This window comes from Mesorhizobium sp. M0478 (genome assembly GCF_040321305.1).
Classification (GTDB): Bacteria; Pseudomonadota; Alphaproteobacteria; order Rhizobiales; family Rhizobiaceae; genus Mesorhizobium.
The window spans coordinates 401,284-417,244 of record NZ_JAMYRH010000002.1; the positions used below are offsets into that span (position 1 = coordinate 401,284).

Sequence of the window (15,961 nt, forward strand, 5' to 3'; positions counted from 1 at the left end):
CTCATCTAAAGCGAGGAGCTTCCTTCACTTTTCCGCCCGTTCCAGCTGTGCAGAGCAATGCCGCTGGCTCTCACCCTGGCTATAGAGTTTGTATCAATGCGCAGTGTGCATGATCGAATCTGGAGGGCGTGGGAGGTTTCGAGGGCACGATCTGGATTTTGAAGTTCGCTCATAGGGCAGCGCCCGCTTTGACGAGCGTCGCCAACGCGAGCCTTGCGCTCTATATGATCAGGATCAAGGCTCGCGAGAGAAGATTGTCGGCGGTCGCGAGGAGATCGCGAAAGCTTCCTGCGCAAGCGCTTGACTGCGGCGCTGGCACACCGGCGGAAGTTTGCTGTTCCGACTTCGGACTGGCCGCTGCTCGCCAACTGTGGCTATGTTCGCCAGTCCATCTGCTCTTCACGCCGTTCACCATCGAATGCCTGCTTTCCCTTCGCGGCCAAAAGCTCCCGGGCATGCTTACCGTCATGGCCCTGCAGCTTCGCGGCGATCCAGAGCATCGCGCCGTAGATGATTGCGCGATCGTCATTGGTGAGCTCGACAATGCCTGCCTTGAGGACGAGACCGCCAAGCTCGATCAGCTGTCGGGTGCGTTTGCGACGCTCCACCTGCCATGTTCTCATGTCATTGCGAGCCTGTGCCGCCTGCCGGCGATTGCGCGCTGCCCGATTGCGCTGGAGCGCCGCGAGGGTTGCGCTGAGATGCCGAAGCAGTTCGCCGGGACCTGCTCTCGAAAAACATCACCCCACGCTTAGCCCATGCCTCACGCTTTGCCGTGTCTTTCGTCTCAGTGATTGCGACCAGTGCGCCCGCCAGTTCGTCCGCGCTGAGCTGATCGGCGCCGGTGGCGATCACCAGCTCGCCAAGCTGCTGCACCTTTCTGGTTTTGAGCTCTCGCGCTTTTTCTTCCAGGGCTTGAAGTTCTGCGTCGAAGTCCCGCGGTTTGCGCATGGCTGTCTCCATCGGTTGTCGGTCGGAGGATGATAGGGGAGCGGCTGCCGGAAGGCTTCAGGGTCGCCGAGACAGCCCGGGACGGGCTGGTCCATCCCGAGATTTTTTCGAGGGAGGGCGCGCTTATACGTCGTGCCGACGTGGGCTTTGACGTGCAAATGATCTGGTCGCGATGGCGATCTATCATCTTCACGTCAAGGTCATTGGCCGCAAGGCAGGCTCAAGCGCTGTGGCGTCCGCCGCCTACCGCTCGGCCTCGCGGCTGCGTGACGAGCGGATAGAACGCAGCCACGACTTCTCCGCCAAGCGCGGTGTCGTTCATTCCGAGGTGATGCTGCCGGAGGATGCACCGGAGGCCTGGCGCGACCGCGAACGGCTTTGGAACGATGTCGAGGCGTTCGAGGTGAGGAAGGATGCGCAACTTGCCCGCGAGGTCGAGTTTGCGCTCCCGCGTGAACTCAGCCAGGCGCAAGGCATCGAGTTGGCGCGCGACTTCGTTCAGGCTGAGTTCGTAAGCCGGGGCATGGTCGCCGATCTCAATGTGCACTGGGACCGCGCAGAGGATGGAAGCCCCAAGCCGCATGCTCATGTCATGCTGACCATGCGGGCCGTGGACGAGAATGGTTTTGGCGCCAAGGTTCGAGACTGGAATGCTACCCAGCTGGTTGAGCGCTGGCGCGAGCGATGGGCGGAGCTGGCCAATGAACGCCTGGCCGAACTCGACATCGACGCGCACATCGATCATCGCAGTCTGGAAGCGCAGGGCATTTCACTGGAGCCGCAAACCCAGATTGGTGCGCCAGCACAGCGCATTGAGGGCAGTGGCCTTGCTGCTAGCGACATTGAAGCAGATCGCGCCGAACTGCATCGCGACATCGCGCGCAACAATGGTGCGCGCATCATTGCCGATCCATCCGTGGCGCTCGATGCCATCACGCACCAGCAATCGACTTTCACCCGAAAGGACATTGCGAAGTTCTCGCATCGGCACAGCGACGGAGTGGAGCAGTTCAACGCGGTCGTGGCAGCCATCAGCAACGCACCCGATCTGATTGAACTCGGCAAGGACGGACGTGGCGAAGATCGCTTCACCACTCGGCAGATGATCGACACCGAACAGCGCCTTCACCGCGCTGCGGAGCGTATCGATTTGGACGAGAGACACGCGGTGAGTAACGCACATCGCGAGGCGGCACTGGCGCGCGCAGCGCAACGCGGGCTTGTCCTTTCGAGCGAGCAGACCGATGCGCTGGCGCATATCACCGATAGAAACGGTCTTGGTGTCGTCGTCGGCTTTGCCGGAACGGGCAAGAGCGCCATGCTGGGCGTTGCGCGCCAGGCATGGGCAGCGGCGGGCTACGAGGTTCGAGGCGCCGCACTCTCCGGCATTGCCGCCGAGAATCTGGAAGGCGGATCAGGCATCTCATCACGCACCATCGCCAGTATGGAGCATAGCTGGGGACAGGGCCGCGATCTGCTCACAGCTCGCAATGTCCTGGTGATTGATGAGGCCGGCATGGTCGGCACGCGCCAGTTGGAGCGCGTGCTTTCCCATGCCGCCGACGTTGGCGCAAAAGTCGTACTCGTCGGCGATCCGCAGCAGTTGCAGGCGATCGAGGCCGGCGCCGCATTCCGTTCCATCCACGAGCGTCATGGCGGCGTCGAAATCGGTCAGGTTCGCCGGCAGCGTGAGGACTGGCAGCGCGATGCCACGCGCGATCTGGCAACCGGCAGGATCGGCGCCGCGATCGGCACCTACGATGCGCAAGGCATGGTGCATCAGGCTGCAACGCGCGACGAGGCGCGAGCTGAACTCGTCGAGCGCTGGGATCGCGACAGGCAGGCGCATCCAGAGGCAAGCCGGATCATCCTCACCCACACAAACAACGAGGTGAGCGCGCTCAACCAGGCAGCGCGCGAGCGCATGCGCGCTGCTGGCGATCTCGGCGACGAGGTTCAGGTGGATGTGGAACGCGGCCCAAGAAACTTCGCCAGCGGCGACCGGGTCATGTTCTTGCGCAACGAGCGCGGGCTTGGCGTCAAGAACGGCACGCTCGGCATTGTGGAAGAAGTCAGCAAACAAGGCATGACCGTGCGCACCGATGATGGCAGGTCGGTGCGGTTCGACCTGAAAGACTACGCGCACATCGACCACGGCAATGCCGCAACCATTCACAAGGCGCAGGGCATGACCGTCGACCGGACCCATGTGCTCGCCACGCCGGGCATGGATGCGCATGGCAGCTACGTCGCACTGTCGCGGCATCGAGACAGGATGGAGCTGCATTATGGGGCCGATGACTTCGCGACCCCCGAACGGCTGGTCCGCACGCTGTCACGCGACCGCGCCAAGGACATGGCGTCGGATTACGAGAAGGTCGACCCGGCGCAGAGCTATGCCGAGCGGCGCGGCATAACCTTCCGCGAGCGCGTGATAGAGATCGTGCGCCGCATCGTTCCGGAGAAGCTTCGCGACAGGATCGGCGGGCTGCTGGACGGGTTGCGCTCGCCTGGCGACGCCGGGCTTGACCAAGACCTTGGGCGCAGGCCGGGAAGGGAAGACGGTGGAGCGCGAGGCGACGATGCCGTCGCCGCGCCTGGAAGGGAAGCTTCCGCCAGAGGAGCGCAGCGCGACACGTCTGTGCCGGTGGACGCGGAAGCGGCGTTGCGCAGCGCTCGCACCCAGGCGCTTATTCGTCACGCGCGCGCTATCGACGCGATATCGCACAACGGAGATGCGGATGGGCTGGGCAGTCCCGAGCAGATGCGCGAGTTGAGGGATGCCCGTAGGGCCTTCGAGAAGGTGCGGCCCTTTGGCTGGCGCGATGCCGAAGCGGCTTATGTGAAAAATCCCGAACTTGTCCACGAGGCGGGGGCTGGCCGCGTCCGCCGCATCGTGCTTGCTCTCCAGCTTGAGACGGAAATCCGCACCGGGATGGACATCGATCCAGGCCGCCGCGCCGACCGTTTCGTCGAACGCTGGCAAAAGCTCGATCGGACGGGACGGGAGCAATATCAGGCCGGCGACATGTCCGGCTACAAGTCAACGCGCTCGGCCATGTCCGATATGGCCAAGAGCCTTGAACGCGATCCGCAGCTTGAATCCATGCTTGCCAATCATAAGAAGGCGCTTGGCATCGAGGTCGAATCCGGCCGGCGTCTGGGTGTGGAACTGGCATTCAGCCATGGCATCGGAAAGGGGCGGGGCCTTGGGCTCTGACACCCCTCCGATTTGCCACCGTTTTCACGCTACAGGCGGATGAAGCGAAAAATCGGATTGCCTCCGGCATGGGTTCGTCCTGTCTGTCCCAACAGAAATCAGCAACAACCATTCAGGTGGACGCAAGCTATGTCCGAGCCGGATCGTATCGTTCGTCTCAAAACAGTCCTCGCCAGGACCGGCCTGTCCCGCTCGACAATCTATCGCAAGATCGCCGACGGCACGTTCCCGGCTCAACTGAGGATCAGCACCAATGGCGCCGGGTGGCATGAATCCGAGATCAACCGCTGGGTTGAGGATCCCATTCGATGGGGGTCGAAGGCTGAGGTGAAGAGGTCCGATTGAACGGGTAGGTGCAACAACCTGGGGGCTTCCTTGCCGGTTCTGCAAATTGTCAATTTGCACTAGCGCGGTCACACGCTCCCATCGCTCAACCTGTTACTTCCGATAGCTTCTTGATGGCTGACGGAGCGCTAAAACCGAGAATCTCGGCGAGGTTTATAAACTCCACGACATCAACACGTCTCTGTCCGCTTTCTAGTCGAGCTACGAACGATTGGTATTGGCCGAGCCTGGTTGCCAACTCAACTTGCGTAAGGCCTGCCGCTTCACGGTTTTTGATCAGCAGCGCGATCAAAGCTTTGTGCCGATTCGTACCGAGTGTATCGACCACTTATCACCTCATCTGAACTCAGATGGGGGCTTCCTTTATATCTGATTTTCAGTTATCTTAAATTCAGATATTTAGCTGAGGCCGCCAAAGCGTTTGGCTGTATCACCAACCATGCAAAGCTGTTTGGAGCTCGGATCATGGATGATTCCGACGATAGCATGAATTTGTTTTTCATCACCCGGCGGCGCTTGCTGACGGGAACGGCCACGGGCGCGGCGGCATGGCCCTTCCAGGCAAAATCGCTGGCTGGCGAACTGACGGACGGCAGCGCGGCCGATCCTGCTCTTCGTCTGTGTGGGAGCTGGCAAAGAATCCATGATGAGACACTGGCGCTGTGCCGCGAACAGCAGCGGTTGGAGACACACCTCGCCAGGATAGTTGGCTTTCCCTGCGCCAAGGTGCGGCTTGCCGATGGTACGGACGTGACGCTCCATTCCATCGAGAGCCTGAACGATGCCCACTCTCCTGAAAATGAAGTCGAATGGGGCAGTGGCGCTTGCGGATTTCGTGGCACACCAGGCGCGCTGGGACGCTGCTGATGCTGAGATCGGCTATTCGAGAACAGACGAACTGATCCGGCAATCGGAAACAGTCGAAGGGGCACTTCTGGATGATCTACCGCAGACAGCGGCCACGTCCATCGAAGGCATTTTGGCCAAGCTCAAGGTCATCCTGCGTGACGGTGAGCACTGGGAACATCCAGACGATTTTCCCTGGCCGCACATCCGATCGGTACTGAATGACCTCGTCCGTCTTCACCGTTTAGACGTTGCGACGAACCCAAGCTCAGAAAAGCAGCAAAACTCACAGAGCAGGTGAAGCCTTGATGAAAATCTTGGATCGTTTTCAAAGCGGTGTGGCACCTAACGGTGAGGTCGGTCCCCATCCGGCCGACCGTCACGTCGGCAGGCAGATCGCGACTCTGCGAGTCCAGTCGGACGTCTCGCAGGCGCAACTGGCCCGTGCGATCCGCATCAGCTTTCAACAGCTCCAGAAATACGAAAGCGCGCGCAACCGCGTCAGCGCTTCCACGCTCTACGAAATCGCCCGCTCGCTGGATGTTCCTGTCAGCCGCTTCTTCGATGGTCTGCCGGGCAATGGCGAGGCAACCGCTCCGCTCCTGACCGTAGACGAACGCCTGGGATTCATCGCCAGCGCGGAAGGCAGACGCTTGATCGAAAGGCTGATGCGACTCCCCCCGCGTGTGCGCAACCGCGTGTCGTCTCTGCTCTTTGAATTGGGAAAGGAAATCGATCCTGTGCAATGCCCAGACGAGTATTAGAAACGAGGTTGAGGAGGTCGTGAGGGCCCGCGCCACTTGTTGCCTACAACCTCGGAAAGACGGCGGTGGGTGTAGTCAGGCGATCCCGCCAGACATGCCTGAGAGCTTCTCCAGAGCCGCCCGGAATAGCTTGCGGCTTGAGGTTGGGACTTACGGATTTCCGAAAAGCACGCCTTGCTATCCAATTCTGCGACTAATCAATTTGATGGCTTTTCTCATCTCCTGCATGCGCGCATCTGGGAGACATGGACCAAGATCATGATCTCGGCAGGATCGAACCAAGCCGCGCATTCTTATTTTCAGCAGAAGCCCAGCCGATCCGTAGCGAGCGCTACTCGCAATGGTTGTGAGGCACCAAAAAAGGGCCTTGTTCCGAGCGCCTGATAGAGCGATTCTGCGCCTTGCAAAAGCACTTGCGCGCCAAGCGGCTCGCGAAGACCACGAGCGTGAACAGGCCGAGAAAACTTATCATGACTCGAACCGCGATCTACGCACGCTTCTCAACCGACCTCCAAAATGAGCGATCAATCGACGATCAACTCGCTTTGTGCCGAGCATATGCAGAACGTGAGGGGTTGAACGTTGTCGCAACGTTTGACGACCGAGCACGCTCCGGTGGCTCCGTCCTGGGCCGTGACGGATTACTTCAGCTCATGGACAAAGCGCGTGAGCACGAATTCGACGTGCTCGTCGTAGAGGCACTTGATCGGCTTTCGCGCGACATGGAAGACCTTGCGGGCATTCACAAACGCCTTTCATTTCTCGGCATCGAAATTCGTGCCGTTCACGAAGGCGTGGTGAACACGGTCTTGGTCGGCCTGCGCGGTCTCGTTGGCCAGCTATACCGAGAGGACATCGCTCACAAAGTCCGCAGGGGCCAAGCCGGCCGAGTCAACAAAGGGCTTCACGCCGGCGGTCTGACCTATGGCTATTCGTACGTGCTAGGCGATCCCGGGAAGCGGATGATCGCAGAGGATGAAGCGGAAATCGTGCGTCGTGTCTTTCGAGAGTATGTCGCAGGGCAAACCCCGCGCGATATCGCTCACGATCTAAACACAGACCGCATACCGCCGCCTCGCGGTCGTGCCTGGAATGCCTCCACCATCAATGGAAATGTGCAGAGAGGGACGGGGCTGCTTCACAATGAGCTTTATGCTGGCCGCCTGATCTGGAACAGGGTCAGAATGATCAAGGATCCTGACACGGGGAAACGTGTCTCGCGCCCAAATCCCAAGGGTGACTGGCGAGTAGTCGCAGTGCCCGACCTCGCTATTGTTCCGTCCGACCTGTTCGACGCAGCACAAGCACGCAAGAAGGCGCGTGCAGCCACTCATCCAAGCCACCAGCGCCGACCACGGCACATGTTGACGGGGCTCCTGAGGTGTGGTGCCTGTGGTGCGGGAATGTCGTCGAAAGGCGTGGACAAGTCCAAGCGCATTCGCATCCGCTGTTCCGCCGCGACTGAAAGCGGAACATGCGCCGATCCCAAGACCTTCTATTTGGATACGGTCGAAGCTGCAGTTCTGAACGGCCTTTCCGCCGAGTTGCGCCATCCCGAAGTGATTGCCCAGTACGTCCAGACCTACCACGAAGAACGGAAGCGCTTGGCAGCCGACACCGATGCCAGGCGCAGCCGTTTGGAGCGACGGCTTGAAGAACTAACTCGGGAGATCGAGCGCCTGGTCAACGCCATTGCCAAGGGCTATGGCGACCCAGCCGTGCTGGGACCGCAATCAACAACGCTGAATGAAGAGCGTAAGGGCATTCTAGCCGAGTTGGATCGGGTGCCCGCCGCTACGGGAGTGATCGCGCTGCACCCTGCGGTGCTCGCTCGCTACGAGGAACAACTAAACCAACTTCGGACCGGGCTTGCTAAGGGCATTGCTTTTGGCGATTCCGAATGTGCAGAGGCAATGCGCGACTTGGTCGAAACCGTCACGGTGTTTCGAGATCCATCGAGGATCGGCGGCGTCGAAGTCGAAATCGCTGGGCGGTTAACGGCACTCTTGGGCGAGGGTGCCTTCCCCCACGGCGTCAAACGAGCGGGGGGAATGGTGGTAGCGGGAGAGGGACTTGAACCCCCGACCCCAGGATTATGATTCCCGTGCTCTAACCAACTGAGCTACCCCGCCAGGGCGGCGAAAGGCCCGAAATCCGCCTTAAATCGAAAGGCATTTCGAGGCGTTCGCCAAGGTCGCGCGGATATAAGGTTGGGAGGGCGAGCCTGTCAAGCATCGATGCGCGAGGGGCGCCGGCATATTGTCGCCGGTAAAAGCTTTGCCGGGCTGGCATCTCCAGTAAGCCACCGGGGTTGAGTTCGAAGGGGCACGCCGCTATGTCTCGGCCAAGAAATTAGAGTTTGAAGCTGATGAAGCCGCGCATTGCAGTCCTCGGTTGCGGATACTGGGGCAGCAACCACATCCGCACCCTCAAGGCGCTCGGCGCGCTACATGCGGTTTCCGATGCCAATCGGGCGCGGGCCGAAGGCTTTGCCAGCGAGCAGGACTGCCTGGCGATCGAGCCCGACCAGCTGTTCGTGCGTGATGATATCGACGCCATCGTGATGGCGCTGCCGCCGCAGTTCCATGCCGATCTTGCCGTGCGCGCCGCTGAGGCCGGCAAGGACGTGCTGGTGGAAAAGCCGATTGCGTTGACCGTGCCCGACGCCGAGCGCGCCGTGCAGGCGGCCAGGGACAACGGCCGCGTGTTCATGGTCGGCCATGTCTTGCGCTTCCATCCCGCCTTCGAGACGCTGAAGGCGCTGATCGACAATGGCGAGCTCGGCGAGGTTCGCTACATCCACTCGCACCGGCTCGGCCTCGGCAAATTCCACACCGAGAACGACGCACTGTGGGATCTGGCGCCGCACGATCTGTCGATGATCCTGGCCATCACCGGCACCGAGCCGATCGACGTCAGGGGCGAGGGGGCCGCACTCCTCGACAATCTCAGCGATTTCGCGCATCTGCACATGCGTTTTCCCAATGGCTTGCGCAGCCATCTCTTCACCTCGCGGCTCAATCCCTATCGCGAGCGGCGGCTGACCGTGGTCGGCACCAAGGCAATGGCGGTGTTCGACGATGTCGAGCCATGGGAGCGCAAGCTGGCCGTCTACCGCCACGCGGTGTGGCAGGACAGCGGCCAGTGGGCCTTCACCACCAACGAGCCGTCCTATGTCGCGGTCGGCCAGGGCATGCCGCTGACACGCGAGCTTGAGCACTTCATCCAGTGTATCGAGACGCGGGCCGAGCCGCGCACCAGCGGCGAGGAAGCCATCAGGGTGCTGCGCATCCTGACGGCGGGTACAGTCACGCACACAAAGTCCTGAGACCGTTTCGAAACCCTGCTCTTAAGGCAGATCGAAACTAAAACTGTCTCCGAGAGGGTAGTGTTTACTCAGCGGGAATCTGCGCCGGCCTGGCTGCGAGCCGGCTGAGCATGGCTTCGGCCTCGGCGCCGCGCTCGGAGCGCTCGATGAAGCCGCCGCCGAAGACGCGGGCTTCGTTGCCGTCGTCGGAATAGAGCACGCAGGCCTGTCCGGGCGCGATGCCGGACTCGCCGTCGACCAGTTCGACAAAGGTGCTGCCGGCGCGGTGATGCAGCACGGCCGGGCGCGGCGGCCGCGTCGAGCGCACCTTGGCGAACAGCTCCATGCCGGCGGCCGGAATGTCGGACAGCGCGCGATCGCCCAGCCAATTCATGTTGCGCAGATAGATCTTGTGCGTCTCCAGCGCCTCGCGCGGACCGACGATGACGCGGGCCCGGTCGGCGTCGAGATGGACGACGTAAAGCGGCTCGCCCGAGGCGATGCCGATGCCGCGGCGCTGGCCGATCGTATAGCGCAGGATGCCGTCATGGCGACCGAGCACGCGGCCGTCGATATGGACGATGTCGCCTGGGTTGGCGGCAGCCGGCTTCAGCTTGGCGATGATGTCGGAATATTTGCCCTGCGGCACGAAGCAGATGTCCTGACTGTCCTGCTTGGCGGCGACGGTCAGCCCCATTTCTTCGGCGATGGCACGCACCGCAGGCTTGGACAGCCCACCCAGCGGAAAGCGCAGATAGTCGATCTGCGCCTGCGTGGTGGCGAACAGGAAATAGCTCTGGTCGCGGTCGGCATCGACGGGCCGGAACAGCGCGCGGTGGGCGCCATTGGCGCCGGAGCGGATATAGTGGCCGGTGGCGAGCGCATCGGCGCCAAGGTCCTTGGCGGTGGCCAAAAGGTCGGCGAACTTCACCGTCTGATTGCAAGAGACGCACGGAATGGGCGTTTCGCCGGCGACATAGCTCTCGGCGAACGGGTCGATGACCGCCTTGCGGAAGCGCTCCTCATAGTCGAGCACGTAATGCGGAATGCCCAGTGTCTCGGAAACGCGGCGGGCATCGTCAATGTCTTGGCCGGCGCAGCACGACCCGGCCCGGTGCGTTGCCGCGCCATAGTCGTAGAGCTGCAGCGTCACGCCGACGACATCATAGCCTTCGCGCTTCAAAAGGCCTGCAACGACAGACGAATCCACACCGCCCGACATGGCGACGACGATGCGGGTGTTTTGCGGGCTGGCGGGAAGGTCGAGGCTGTTCATGGTTCTTTCGTTCTGCGGCGCTTCAATGGCAGTGGCGCGAATATAGGTCAACCACACCAGCGGCGCCAGCTTTGCGGCGGTGCCGATTTTGCGGGAAAATTGCGCGTCTGTCCGCCGTTGCCTCAAATGCCGACGAAAAGACTAACGCGGCGTTCATGATCCTTACCTACTCATTAGGGTTCGCTTAGGCAATTTTTAAAGCTGTGGCGGTAATGTGGTGGGGATTGGGTCTTTGAGTTTTTAGTAGAGAGTACGATGACCGATCTTGTTAGACCGCGAGTCAAATATGTTATTGGGCCTGACGGCAGCCCTCTTACGATTGCCGATCTTCCGCCGACGAATACACGTCGCTGGGTTATCCGGCGCAAGGCGGAAGTGGTTGCTGCGGTGCGCGGCGGGCTTTTGAGCCTCGACGAGGCATGCCAGCGCTACAAGCTGACCACCGAGGAATTCCTGTCCTGGCAAGCGTCGATCGACGAATACGGCCTTGCCGGGCTGCGCACGACGCGCATCCAGCAATACCGGCACTAGAGCCAGGACCACAACAGAAAAGGGCGCGGTGACCGCGCCCTTTTGCCTGTCGGTAATGCCTGCTTCAGACCGTCAGCACCACCTTGCCGATCGGCCGGGTGGCGAGAAAAGCGTGCGCGGCGCCCGCCTGTTCGAGCGGAAACGCCTTTGCCACATGGACCGCAAGCTTTCCCGCATCGACCAGTTTGCCAAGTTCGACGAGGCCTTCACGGTCGGGCACGACGGACATGCGCTCGACGCGGATCCCACGCGCAGCAGCCTTGGCTCGGGTGGTGTCGTGGACATTGAGCAGCGACACCAGGGCGCCACCGTCCTTCAGGACTGTCAGCGATTGGTCGGCATGGTCGCCGCCCATCGGCTCCAGCACCAGGTCGACGTCGCTGACCTCGGCGGTGAAATCTCGCTTGGTGTAGTCGACCACTTCATCGGCGCCGAGCGAGCGGACGAAATCGAGTTTCTTCGGGCTGGCGGTGGCGATGACATAAGCGCCGTGCGCCTTGGCGATCTGCACCGCCAGATGCCCGACGCCGCCAGCCGCAGCATGGATCAACACGCGCTGGCCGCGCTTCAGGCCGCCATGGCGGACAAGGCCTTGCCAGGCGGTCAGGCCGGCCAGCGGCAGCGCGCCGGCATGATTGTGGTCGATGCCTTGCGGCTTCGGTGCGATTTCATCGGCCGGGGCCACAGCGAGCTCCGCATAGGCCGCGGCCTGCTTGGGAAAACGCGGCATGCCGAACACGGCGTCACCGACCTTGAGGCCGCCATCGACGCCTGGGCCCACCGCCTCGACCGTGCCTGAAATATCCCAGCCCAAAGTGAAGGGCGGTTCGCCCAGCAAAGGATAGTAACCGGCGCGCACCGAGCCATCGACCGGATTGATGCCGGCAGCATGCACGCGCACGAGCACTTCGCCTGACTTGGGCGAGGGCGCGGGGCGATCGGCGATGACGAGGACGTCGGGTCCGCCGACTGAATTCTGGACAACGGCACGCATGGGAGGCTCCTGCTGGGGGCTTCTGTGCCACTATCATTTGGATAGTAATATTCCCTTGTCCAGTATGTACCTTTTCCATATATAGGCACCTCATGGATAGTGATAATGATTGCGGCTCCGGCTATGACGCCTTCCAGCGGACGTGTCCTTCGCACGCCGTGCTCGAGATGCTGGCCAGCAAATGGGTCTATCTGACGGTTTGTGCGCTGCGCCGTGGCAGGATGCGCAATGGGGAACTGGCGCGTAAGCTCGAAGGCATCACGCCTAAAATGCTGACGCAGACGCTGCGCGTCCTCGAGCGCGACGGACTGGTGCGGCGCGAAATCTTTCCGGTGATCCCGCCGCGGGTCGAATATGAATTGACCGAACTTGGCCAGAACCTGGCGGGGCTGCTCACCCAGATACGCTCCTGGTCGGAAGAGCATGTGCCTGATATCAAGCAAGCGCGGGCGAGGGCGGCGGCGAACCAGGACGGGGATTTGACACGGGCCTGAAGCTGCGGCCGCCTTGCGGCCAGGTCAGCAGCGCCGGAGCCTTTTGGCGCGCTACACGCAAAGCAAAGCGCGGCGTCAGGCGGCGCCGGTCGGGTTAAAACCCTGCCGTCAGCCGATCATGGCGCTGCGACCGCCGAGTTCCGCGTCGCGGATCTTGGTGTCGCGCGATTCCAGCATCTCGGCCTTGGAAAGCTCCGCTTCAGCTTCGCCGAGTAATGATTCGGCAGCGCTTCGCTGCTGGGCGAGGTCGCTTTGAGAGTTTCTGAGGTTATCACGGCGCAGACGCGCCGCCTTGGCGAAGGTCGGATAGGCAAAATGATTGATGTCGGTGATGCCGCCCTTCTTCTCCTCGGCGGTGATCTGAAGCTCCAGTTCAACGGCCATGCGCTCGAACTCGGCGATCATCATGTCGAGCTGCAGCAGCTGCCGCCGCTTCTCATTCACCTGAAATTGCTTCAGCCGAACGAGGTTTTCACGTGACTTCATGATTCGGTACTCCCGGAAACGCACACCTGCACATATCGTCCAATCCGCCCGCCAGGGCCTGGCGCCGCCCGTATCCACCGGCATTCCCCGAACTATGGGAAACAAATCCCTAAAGTTTTTTGCCGGCGGTAACCATTCGTTTACGCGCATTGTTAATCATAAGGGCGAGGACTTAAGGCCGGGTAAAAATTCCGGCTCCCGATACGGAAGCCGGCCAGCGAGTCCCTTGAGTCACTTAGTCCGACTTATTAATGTGTTGCATTAGCGATTTGGTTCTGTGATTCATCATTAGATTCAAGAGGGTGTAGAAAGGGGTTAAAAAATCTGGTACCGTCCTTGGTGCGGAATTAGGTTTTGTTAACCATTCGATGGCAGCCTCTGTTCAGGCAATCACTGCTCCGGTCCCGGATGGGTTGTGACATGGTCCGGCGGCAGAAAAGGGGAATGAAATGCGCGTTCTGCTGATAGAAGACGACAGTGCAACCGCTCAGAGCATCGAGCTGATGCTCAAATCTGAAAGTTTTAATGTTTACACGACCGACCTCGGCGAAGAAGGTGTCGATCTCGGTAAACTTTATGATTACGATATCATTCTTCTCGACCTCAACCTTCCCGATATGTCCGGCTACGAAGTCTTGCGGACACTTCGCCTGTCCAAGGTGAAGACGCCGATCCTGATCCTGTCCGGCATGGCCGGCATAGAGGACAAGGTGCGCGGCCTGGGCTTCGGCGCCGACGACTATATGACCAAGCCGTTCCACAAGGACGAGCTGGTCGCCCGCATTCATGCCATCGTGCGCCGTTCCAAGGGCCATGCCCAGTCGGTCATCACCACCGGCGACCTAGTGGTCAATCTCGACGCCAAGACCGTCGAAGTCGGCGGCCAGCGCGTGCATCTGACCGGCAAGGAATACCAGATGCTGGAGTTGCTCTCGCTGCGCAAGGGCACCACGCTGACCAAGGAAATGTTCCTCAACCACCTTTATGGCGGCATGGACGAACCGGAACTGAAGATCATCGACGTCTTCATTTGCAAGCTGCGCAAGAAGCTCGACGCAGCATCCGGTGGCCAGAACTACATCGAGACGGTCTGGGGTCGCGGCTATGTGCTGCGCGAGCCGGAAGACATCCGCGTCAGCGCCTGAGCGAACACCATCCGATTGAACCATTGCAAAAAACCCGGCTCAGGCCGGGTTTTTTGCTGTCCTTTTTGGCCGAAAACGAGCCGAATCAGGCGGCAACCTTCAAGGTACGAAAACGTTCGAGCAGTTGCGTCCGGTTGAACGGCTTCAACAGATAACCCTGGGCGCCGGCGCGCTTTGCCTTCATGATCGAGGCAACATCGACCTCGACCAGTGAGATCAGAATCTGCGGTTTGATCGTGCTCTCCATGGCGCGAACCTGGCGAATGACGTCGACCGCTTGCATGTCCGGCAGGGCGCCGTCGACGACAATCACATCAGGCATCTCGGCAGCGCACATCTCGACAGCATCAAGTCCAGTTGCTGCTTCGATCACCACCATGTCGGAGCCGCCAAGAATCCGTTTTGCAACCTTTCTGATGACGCTCGAATCGTCGACAAACATGCAGCGCTTCATTTCCGGGTCCTCTTTGCCATGGGGCGAACCGGCGGCATCCGGGTATCGGGATGCACACTAGGCCGATCTGGTAAAGAAGCAGAAAAGCCGTTAGGTAAAGTTTTTACAAACATGTCGTTTGCAGCCCCATTCTGCAGGGGCGTTGCCGGCAATGAAACTTGCCTGTTCTGAATTGCCGCAAATATCAGAGGGAAAAGATACTTGATTGTTCTTGATGCTCGGCGTCCTGCCGAACGGCTTCGCTCAGGCCGCGGACAGCACGATCTCTTCGGCGGTCGCGTGAATCGAGATCGTCATGTTGGCCTCACGCGCCAGCAGCAGCGTGTAGTAGGGCTGGACGGTATGGGCGTCGATAGGCTCCTCGGGCTTGTTGCCGGAATGGAGTTCGAGGAATTTCGGCGGCACGCGCAGCATCGGGCCGCTTGCGGCAAGCGCAAAGCGCGGCTCGGTGTCGAGGTTTTCCAGCGTGACCACCAATCTGCCACCGCGCGGGATGGCGGCATTGGCGACAAGCAGCAAATTGAGCAGCAGTTTGACCTTGTTCTTGGGGAGCAGGGCGCGAACCCCGTTCCAGATCAATTCCGGCTTCTCGTTCTTCAGGAAGGCGATGGCGACGGACTCGGCATCGCCGGTGTCGATCATCATGCCCGCCGAACCGGCGGCGCCGAAGGCGATGCGGGCGAATTGCAGGCGGGCCGAAGCGTTTCTGGCGCTCTGCCGGATCAGTTTCATGGCGTCTTCGTCGGCGCCGCCCTCGTCCAGGAGTTCAAGGCCGTTGTTGATGGCGCCGACCGGCGAAATGATGTCGTGGCAGACTCGGCTGCACAACAACGCTGCGAGATCGGGTGCGGAGAGAGAGAAAAGCTCAGCCATCGGCGAAAAATCCCTGCTAAAATTCACATCCTGGTGGCCGCGCGGCCGACAGCCACGCTCACCACCCGAATCACGCTCTCTCCCCCCAGGCATTCTGAATACACAGCGCCCGAGCGTGCAGCAACAATCCACAATTCTTGTGAGAAAAACGGCATCTTTGCACAGGATGGGAGCCCGTGCAGACAGTCAGAAACAGCCTTCGAACCGCCATGTTCATGTGGGAGGTTAATGGTTGAAAAAGGATTACGGCATAGTTTGCCCGTAACAGTCATCCT

General features: G+C 60.7%; 18 protein-coding genes and 1 tRNA gene. 10 read left to right on the forward strand and 9 right to left on the reverse strand.

What is annotated here, in order from left to right:
* Positions 1–374: 374 nt before the first annotated feature.
* Both NKI64_RS06310 and NKI64_RS06315 read right to left on the reverse strand, forming a co-directional pair.
* Positions 375–623: a conjugal transfer protein TraD gene (locus tag NKI64_RS06310; protein ID WP_023669904.1), complete on the reverse strand. Its 249-nt coding sequence runs from the start codon at positions 621–623 to the stop codon at positions 375–377.
* A 1-nt stretch (position 624) separates the two neighbouring features.
* Positions 625–951: a conjugal transfer protein TraD gene (locus tag NKI64_RS06315; protein ID WP_023669905.1), complete on the reverse strand. Its 327-nt coding sequence runs from the start codon at positions 949–951 to the stop codon at positions 625–627.
* A 172-nt stretch (positions 952–1,123) separates the two neighbouring features.
* On the opposite strand from NKI64_RS06315, the gene traA reads away from it, so the two are divergent.
* Both traA and NKI64_RS06325 read left to right on the forward strand, forming a co-directional pair.
* Positions 1,124–4,171 carry a Ti-type conjugative transfer relaxase TraA gene (gene traA, locus NKI64_RS06320; protein WP_352667045.1) on the forward strand — a complete coding sequence of 1,016 codons (3,048 nt, stop codon included), beginning with the start codon at positions 1,124–1,126 and terminating at the stop codon, positions 4,169–4,171.
* Between the two features lie 129 nt (positions 4,172–4,300).
* Positions 4,301–4,516, forward strand: a complete 216-nt coding sequence (locus NKI64_RS06325; RefSeq protein WP_023669907.1) for a helix-turn-helix transcriptional regulator — start codon at positions 4,301–4,303, stop codon at positions 4,514–4,516.
* A gap of 85 nt (positions 4,517–4,601) precedes the next feature.
* On the opposite strand, the gene NKI64_RS06330 is transcribed toward NKI64_RS06325, so the two are convergent.
* Entirely contained in the window at positions 4,602–4,844 is a 243-nt protein-coding gene (locus tag NKI64_RS06330; RefSeq protein WP_023699715.1) for a helix-turn-helix domain-containing protein, read from the reverse strand.
* Positions 4,845–4,981: 137 nt separating this feature from the next.
* Between NKI64_RS06330 and NKI64_RS06335 the strand changes: the two genes are divergently transcribed.
* The 4 genes from NKI64_RS06335 (at position 4,982) to NKI64_RS06350 (ending at position 8,225) form a co-directional block, all read left to right on the forward strand.
* On the forward strand, positions 4,982–5,383 hold the full coding sequence (locus tag NKI64_RS06335; protein WP_352667050.1) for a hypothetical protein: 402 nt from the start codon (positions 4,982–4,984) through the stop codon (positions 5,381–5,383).
* Entirely contained in the window at positions 5,352–5,663 is a 312-nt protein-coding gene (locus NKI64_RS06340) for a hypothetical protein (protein ID WP_352667053.1), read from the forward strand. Before NKI64_RS06335 ends, NKI64_RS06340 begins: the two co-directional genes overlap by 32 nt.
* Positions 5,664–5,670: 7 nt before the next feature.
* On the forward strand, positions 5,671–6,126 hold the full coding sequence (locus tag NKI64_RS06345; RefSeq protein ID WP_023686247.1) for a helix-turn-helix domain-containing protein: 456 nt from the start codon (positions 5,671–5,673) through the stop codon (positions 6,124–6,126).
* Positions 6,127–6,596: 470 nt separating this feature from the next.
* Entirely contained in the window at positions 6,597–8,225 is a 1,629-nt protein-coding gene (locus NKI64_RS06350) for a recombinase family protein (RefSeq protein ID WP_031201392.1), read from the forward strand.
* Here NKI64_RS06350 and NKI64_RS06355 read toward each other — a convergent pair.
* Positions 8,182–8,258, reverse strand: a tRNA-Met gene (locus tag NKI64_RS06355). The genes NKI64_RS06350 and NKI64_RS06355 overlap by 44 nt on opposite strands.
* Positions 8,259–8,494: 236 nt before the next feature.
* On the opposite strand from NKI64_RS06355, the gene NKI64_RS06360 reads away from it, so the two are divergent.
* Positions 8,495–9,454, forward strand: a complete 960-nt coding sequence (locus NKI64_RS06360; protein ID WP_023699712.1) for a Gfo/Idh/MocA family protein — start codon at positions 8,495–8,497, stop codon at positions 9,452–9,454.
* A 64-nt stretch (positions 9,455–9,518) separates the two neighbouring features.
* On the opposite strand, the gene mnmA is transcribed toward NKI64_RS06360, so the two are convergent.
* Positions 9,519–10,709 (reverse strand): tRNA 2-thiouridine(34) synthase MnmA, encoded by a 1,191-nt coding sequence (gene mnmA, locus NKI64_RS06365; protein ID WP_352667056.1) that lies wholly within the window; start codon positions 10,707–10,709, stop codon positions 9,519–9,521.
* A 255-nt stretch (positions 10,710–10,964) separates the two neighbouring features.
* Here mnmA and sciP point away from each other — a divergent pair, with 255 nt between their 5' ends.
* On the forward strand, positions 10,965–11,240 hold the full coding sequence (gene sciP, locus NKI64_RS06370) for a CtrA inhibitor SciP (RefSeq protein ID WP_013529904.1): 276 nt from the start codon (positions 10,965–10,967) through the stop codon (positions 11,238–11,240).
* A 64-nt stretch (positions 11,241–11,304) separates the two neighbouring features.
* Here the strand turns inward: sciP and NKI64_RS06375 are convergent, their stop codons facing one another.
* A complete protein-coding gene (locus NKI64_RS06375) occupies positions 11,305–12,234 on the reverse strand; it encodes an NADP-dependent oxidoreductase (protein WP_352667059.1) in 930 nt (309 codons plus the stop codon).
* A gap of 92 nt (positions 12,235–12,326) precedes the next feature.
* Between NKI64_RS06375 and NKI64_RS06380 the strand changes: the two genes are divergently transcribed.
* Complete coding sequence (locus tag NKI64_RS06380) at positions 12,327–12,728, forward strand: winged helix-turn-helix transcriptional regulator (protein ID WP_023669944.1); 402 nt, start codon at positions 12,327–12,329, stop codon at positions 12,726–12,728.
* A 108-nt stretch (positions 12,729–12,836) separates the two neighbouring features.
* On the opposite strand, the gene NKI64_RS06385 is transcribed toward NKI64_RS06380, so the two are convergent.
* Positions 12,837–13,214 carry a flagellar export protein FliJ gene (locus tag NKI64_RS06385; RefSeq protein WP_352667397.1) on the reverse strand — a complete coding sequence of 126 codons (378 nt, stop codon included), beginning with the start codon at positions 13,212–13,214 and terminating at the stop codon, positions 12,837–12,839.
* Positions 13,215–13,663: 449 nt separating this feature from the next.
* On the opposite strand from NKI64_RS06385, the gene ctrA reads away from it, so the two are divergent.
* Positions 13,664–14,359 (forward strand): response regulator transcription factor CtrA, encoded by a 696-nt coding sequence (gene ctrA, locus NKI64_RS06390; protein ID WP_006203583.1) that lies wholly within the window; start codon positions 13,664–13,666, stop codon positions 14,357–14,359.
* An 85-nt stretch (positions 14,360–14,444) separates the two neighbouring features.
* Here the strand turns inward: ctrA and NKI64_RS06395 are convergent, their stop codons facing one another.
* Positions 14,445–14,813: a response regulator gene (locus tag NKI64_RS06395; RefSeq protein WP_023821625.1), complete on the reverse strand. Its 369-nt coding sequence runs from the start codon at positions 14,811–14,813 to the stop codon at positions 14,445–14,447.
* Between the two features lie 243 nt (positions 14,814–15,056).
* A complete protein-coding gene (gene chpT, locus NKI64_RS06400) occupies positions 15,057–15,686 on the reverse strand; it encodes a histidine phosphotransferase ChpT (RefSeq protein ID WP_023669947.1) in 630 nt (209 codons plus the stop codon).
* Positions 15,687–15,961 lie beyond the last annotated feature (275 nt).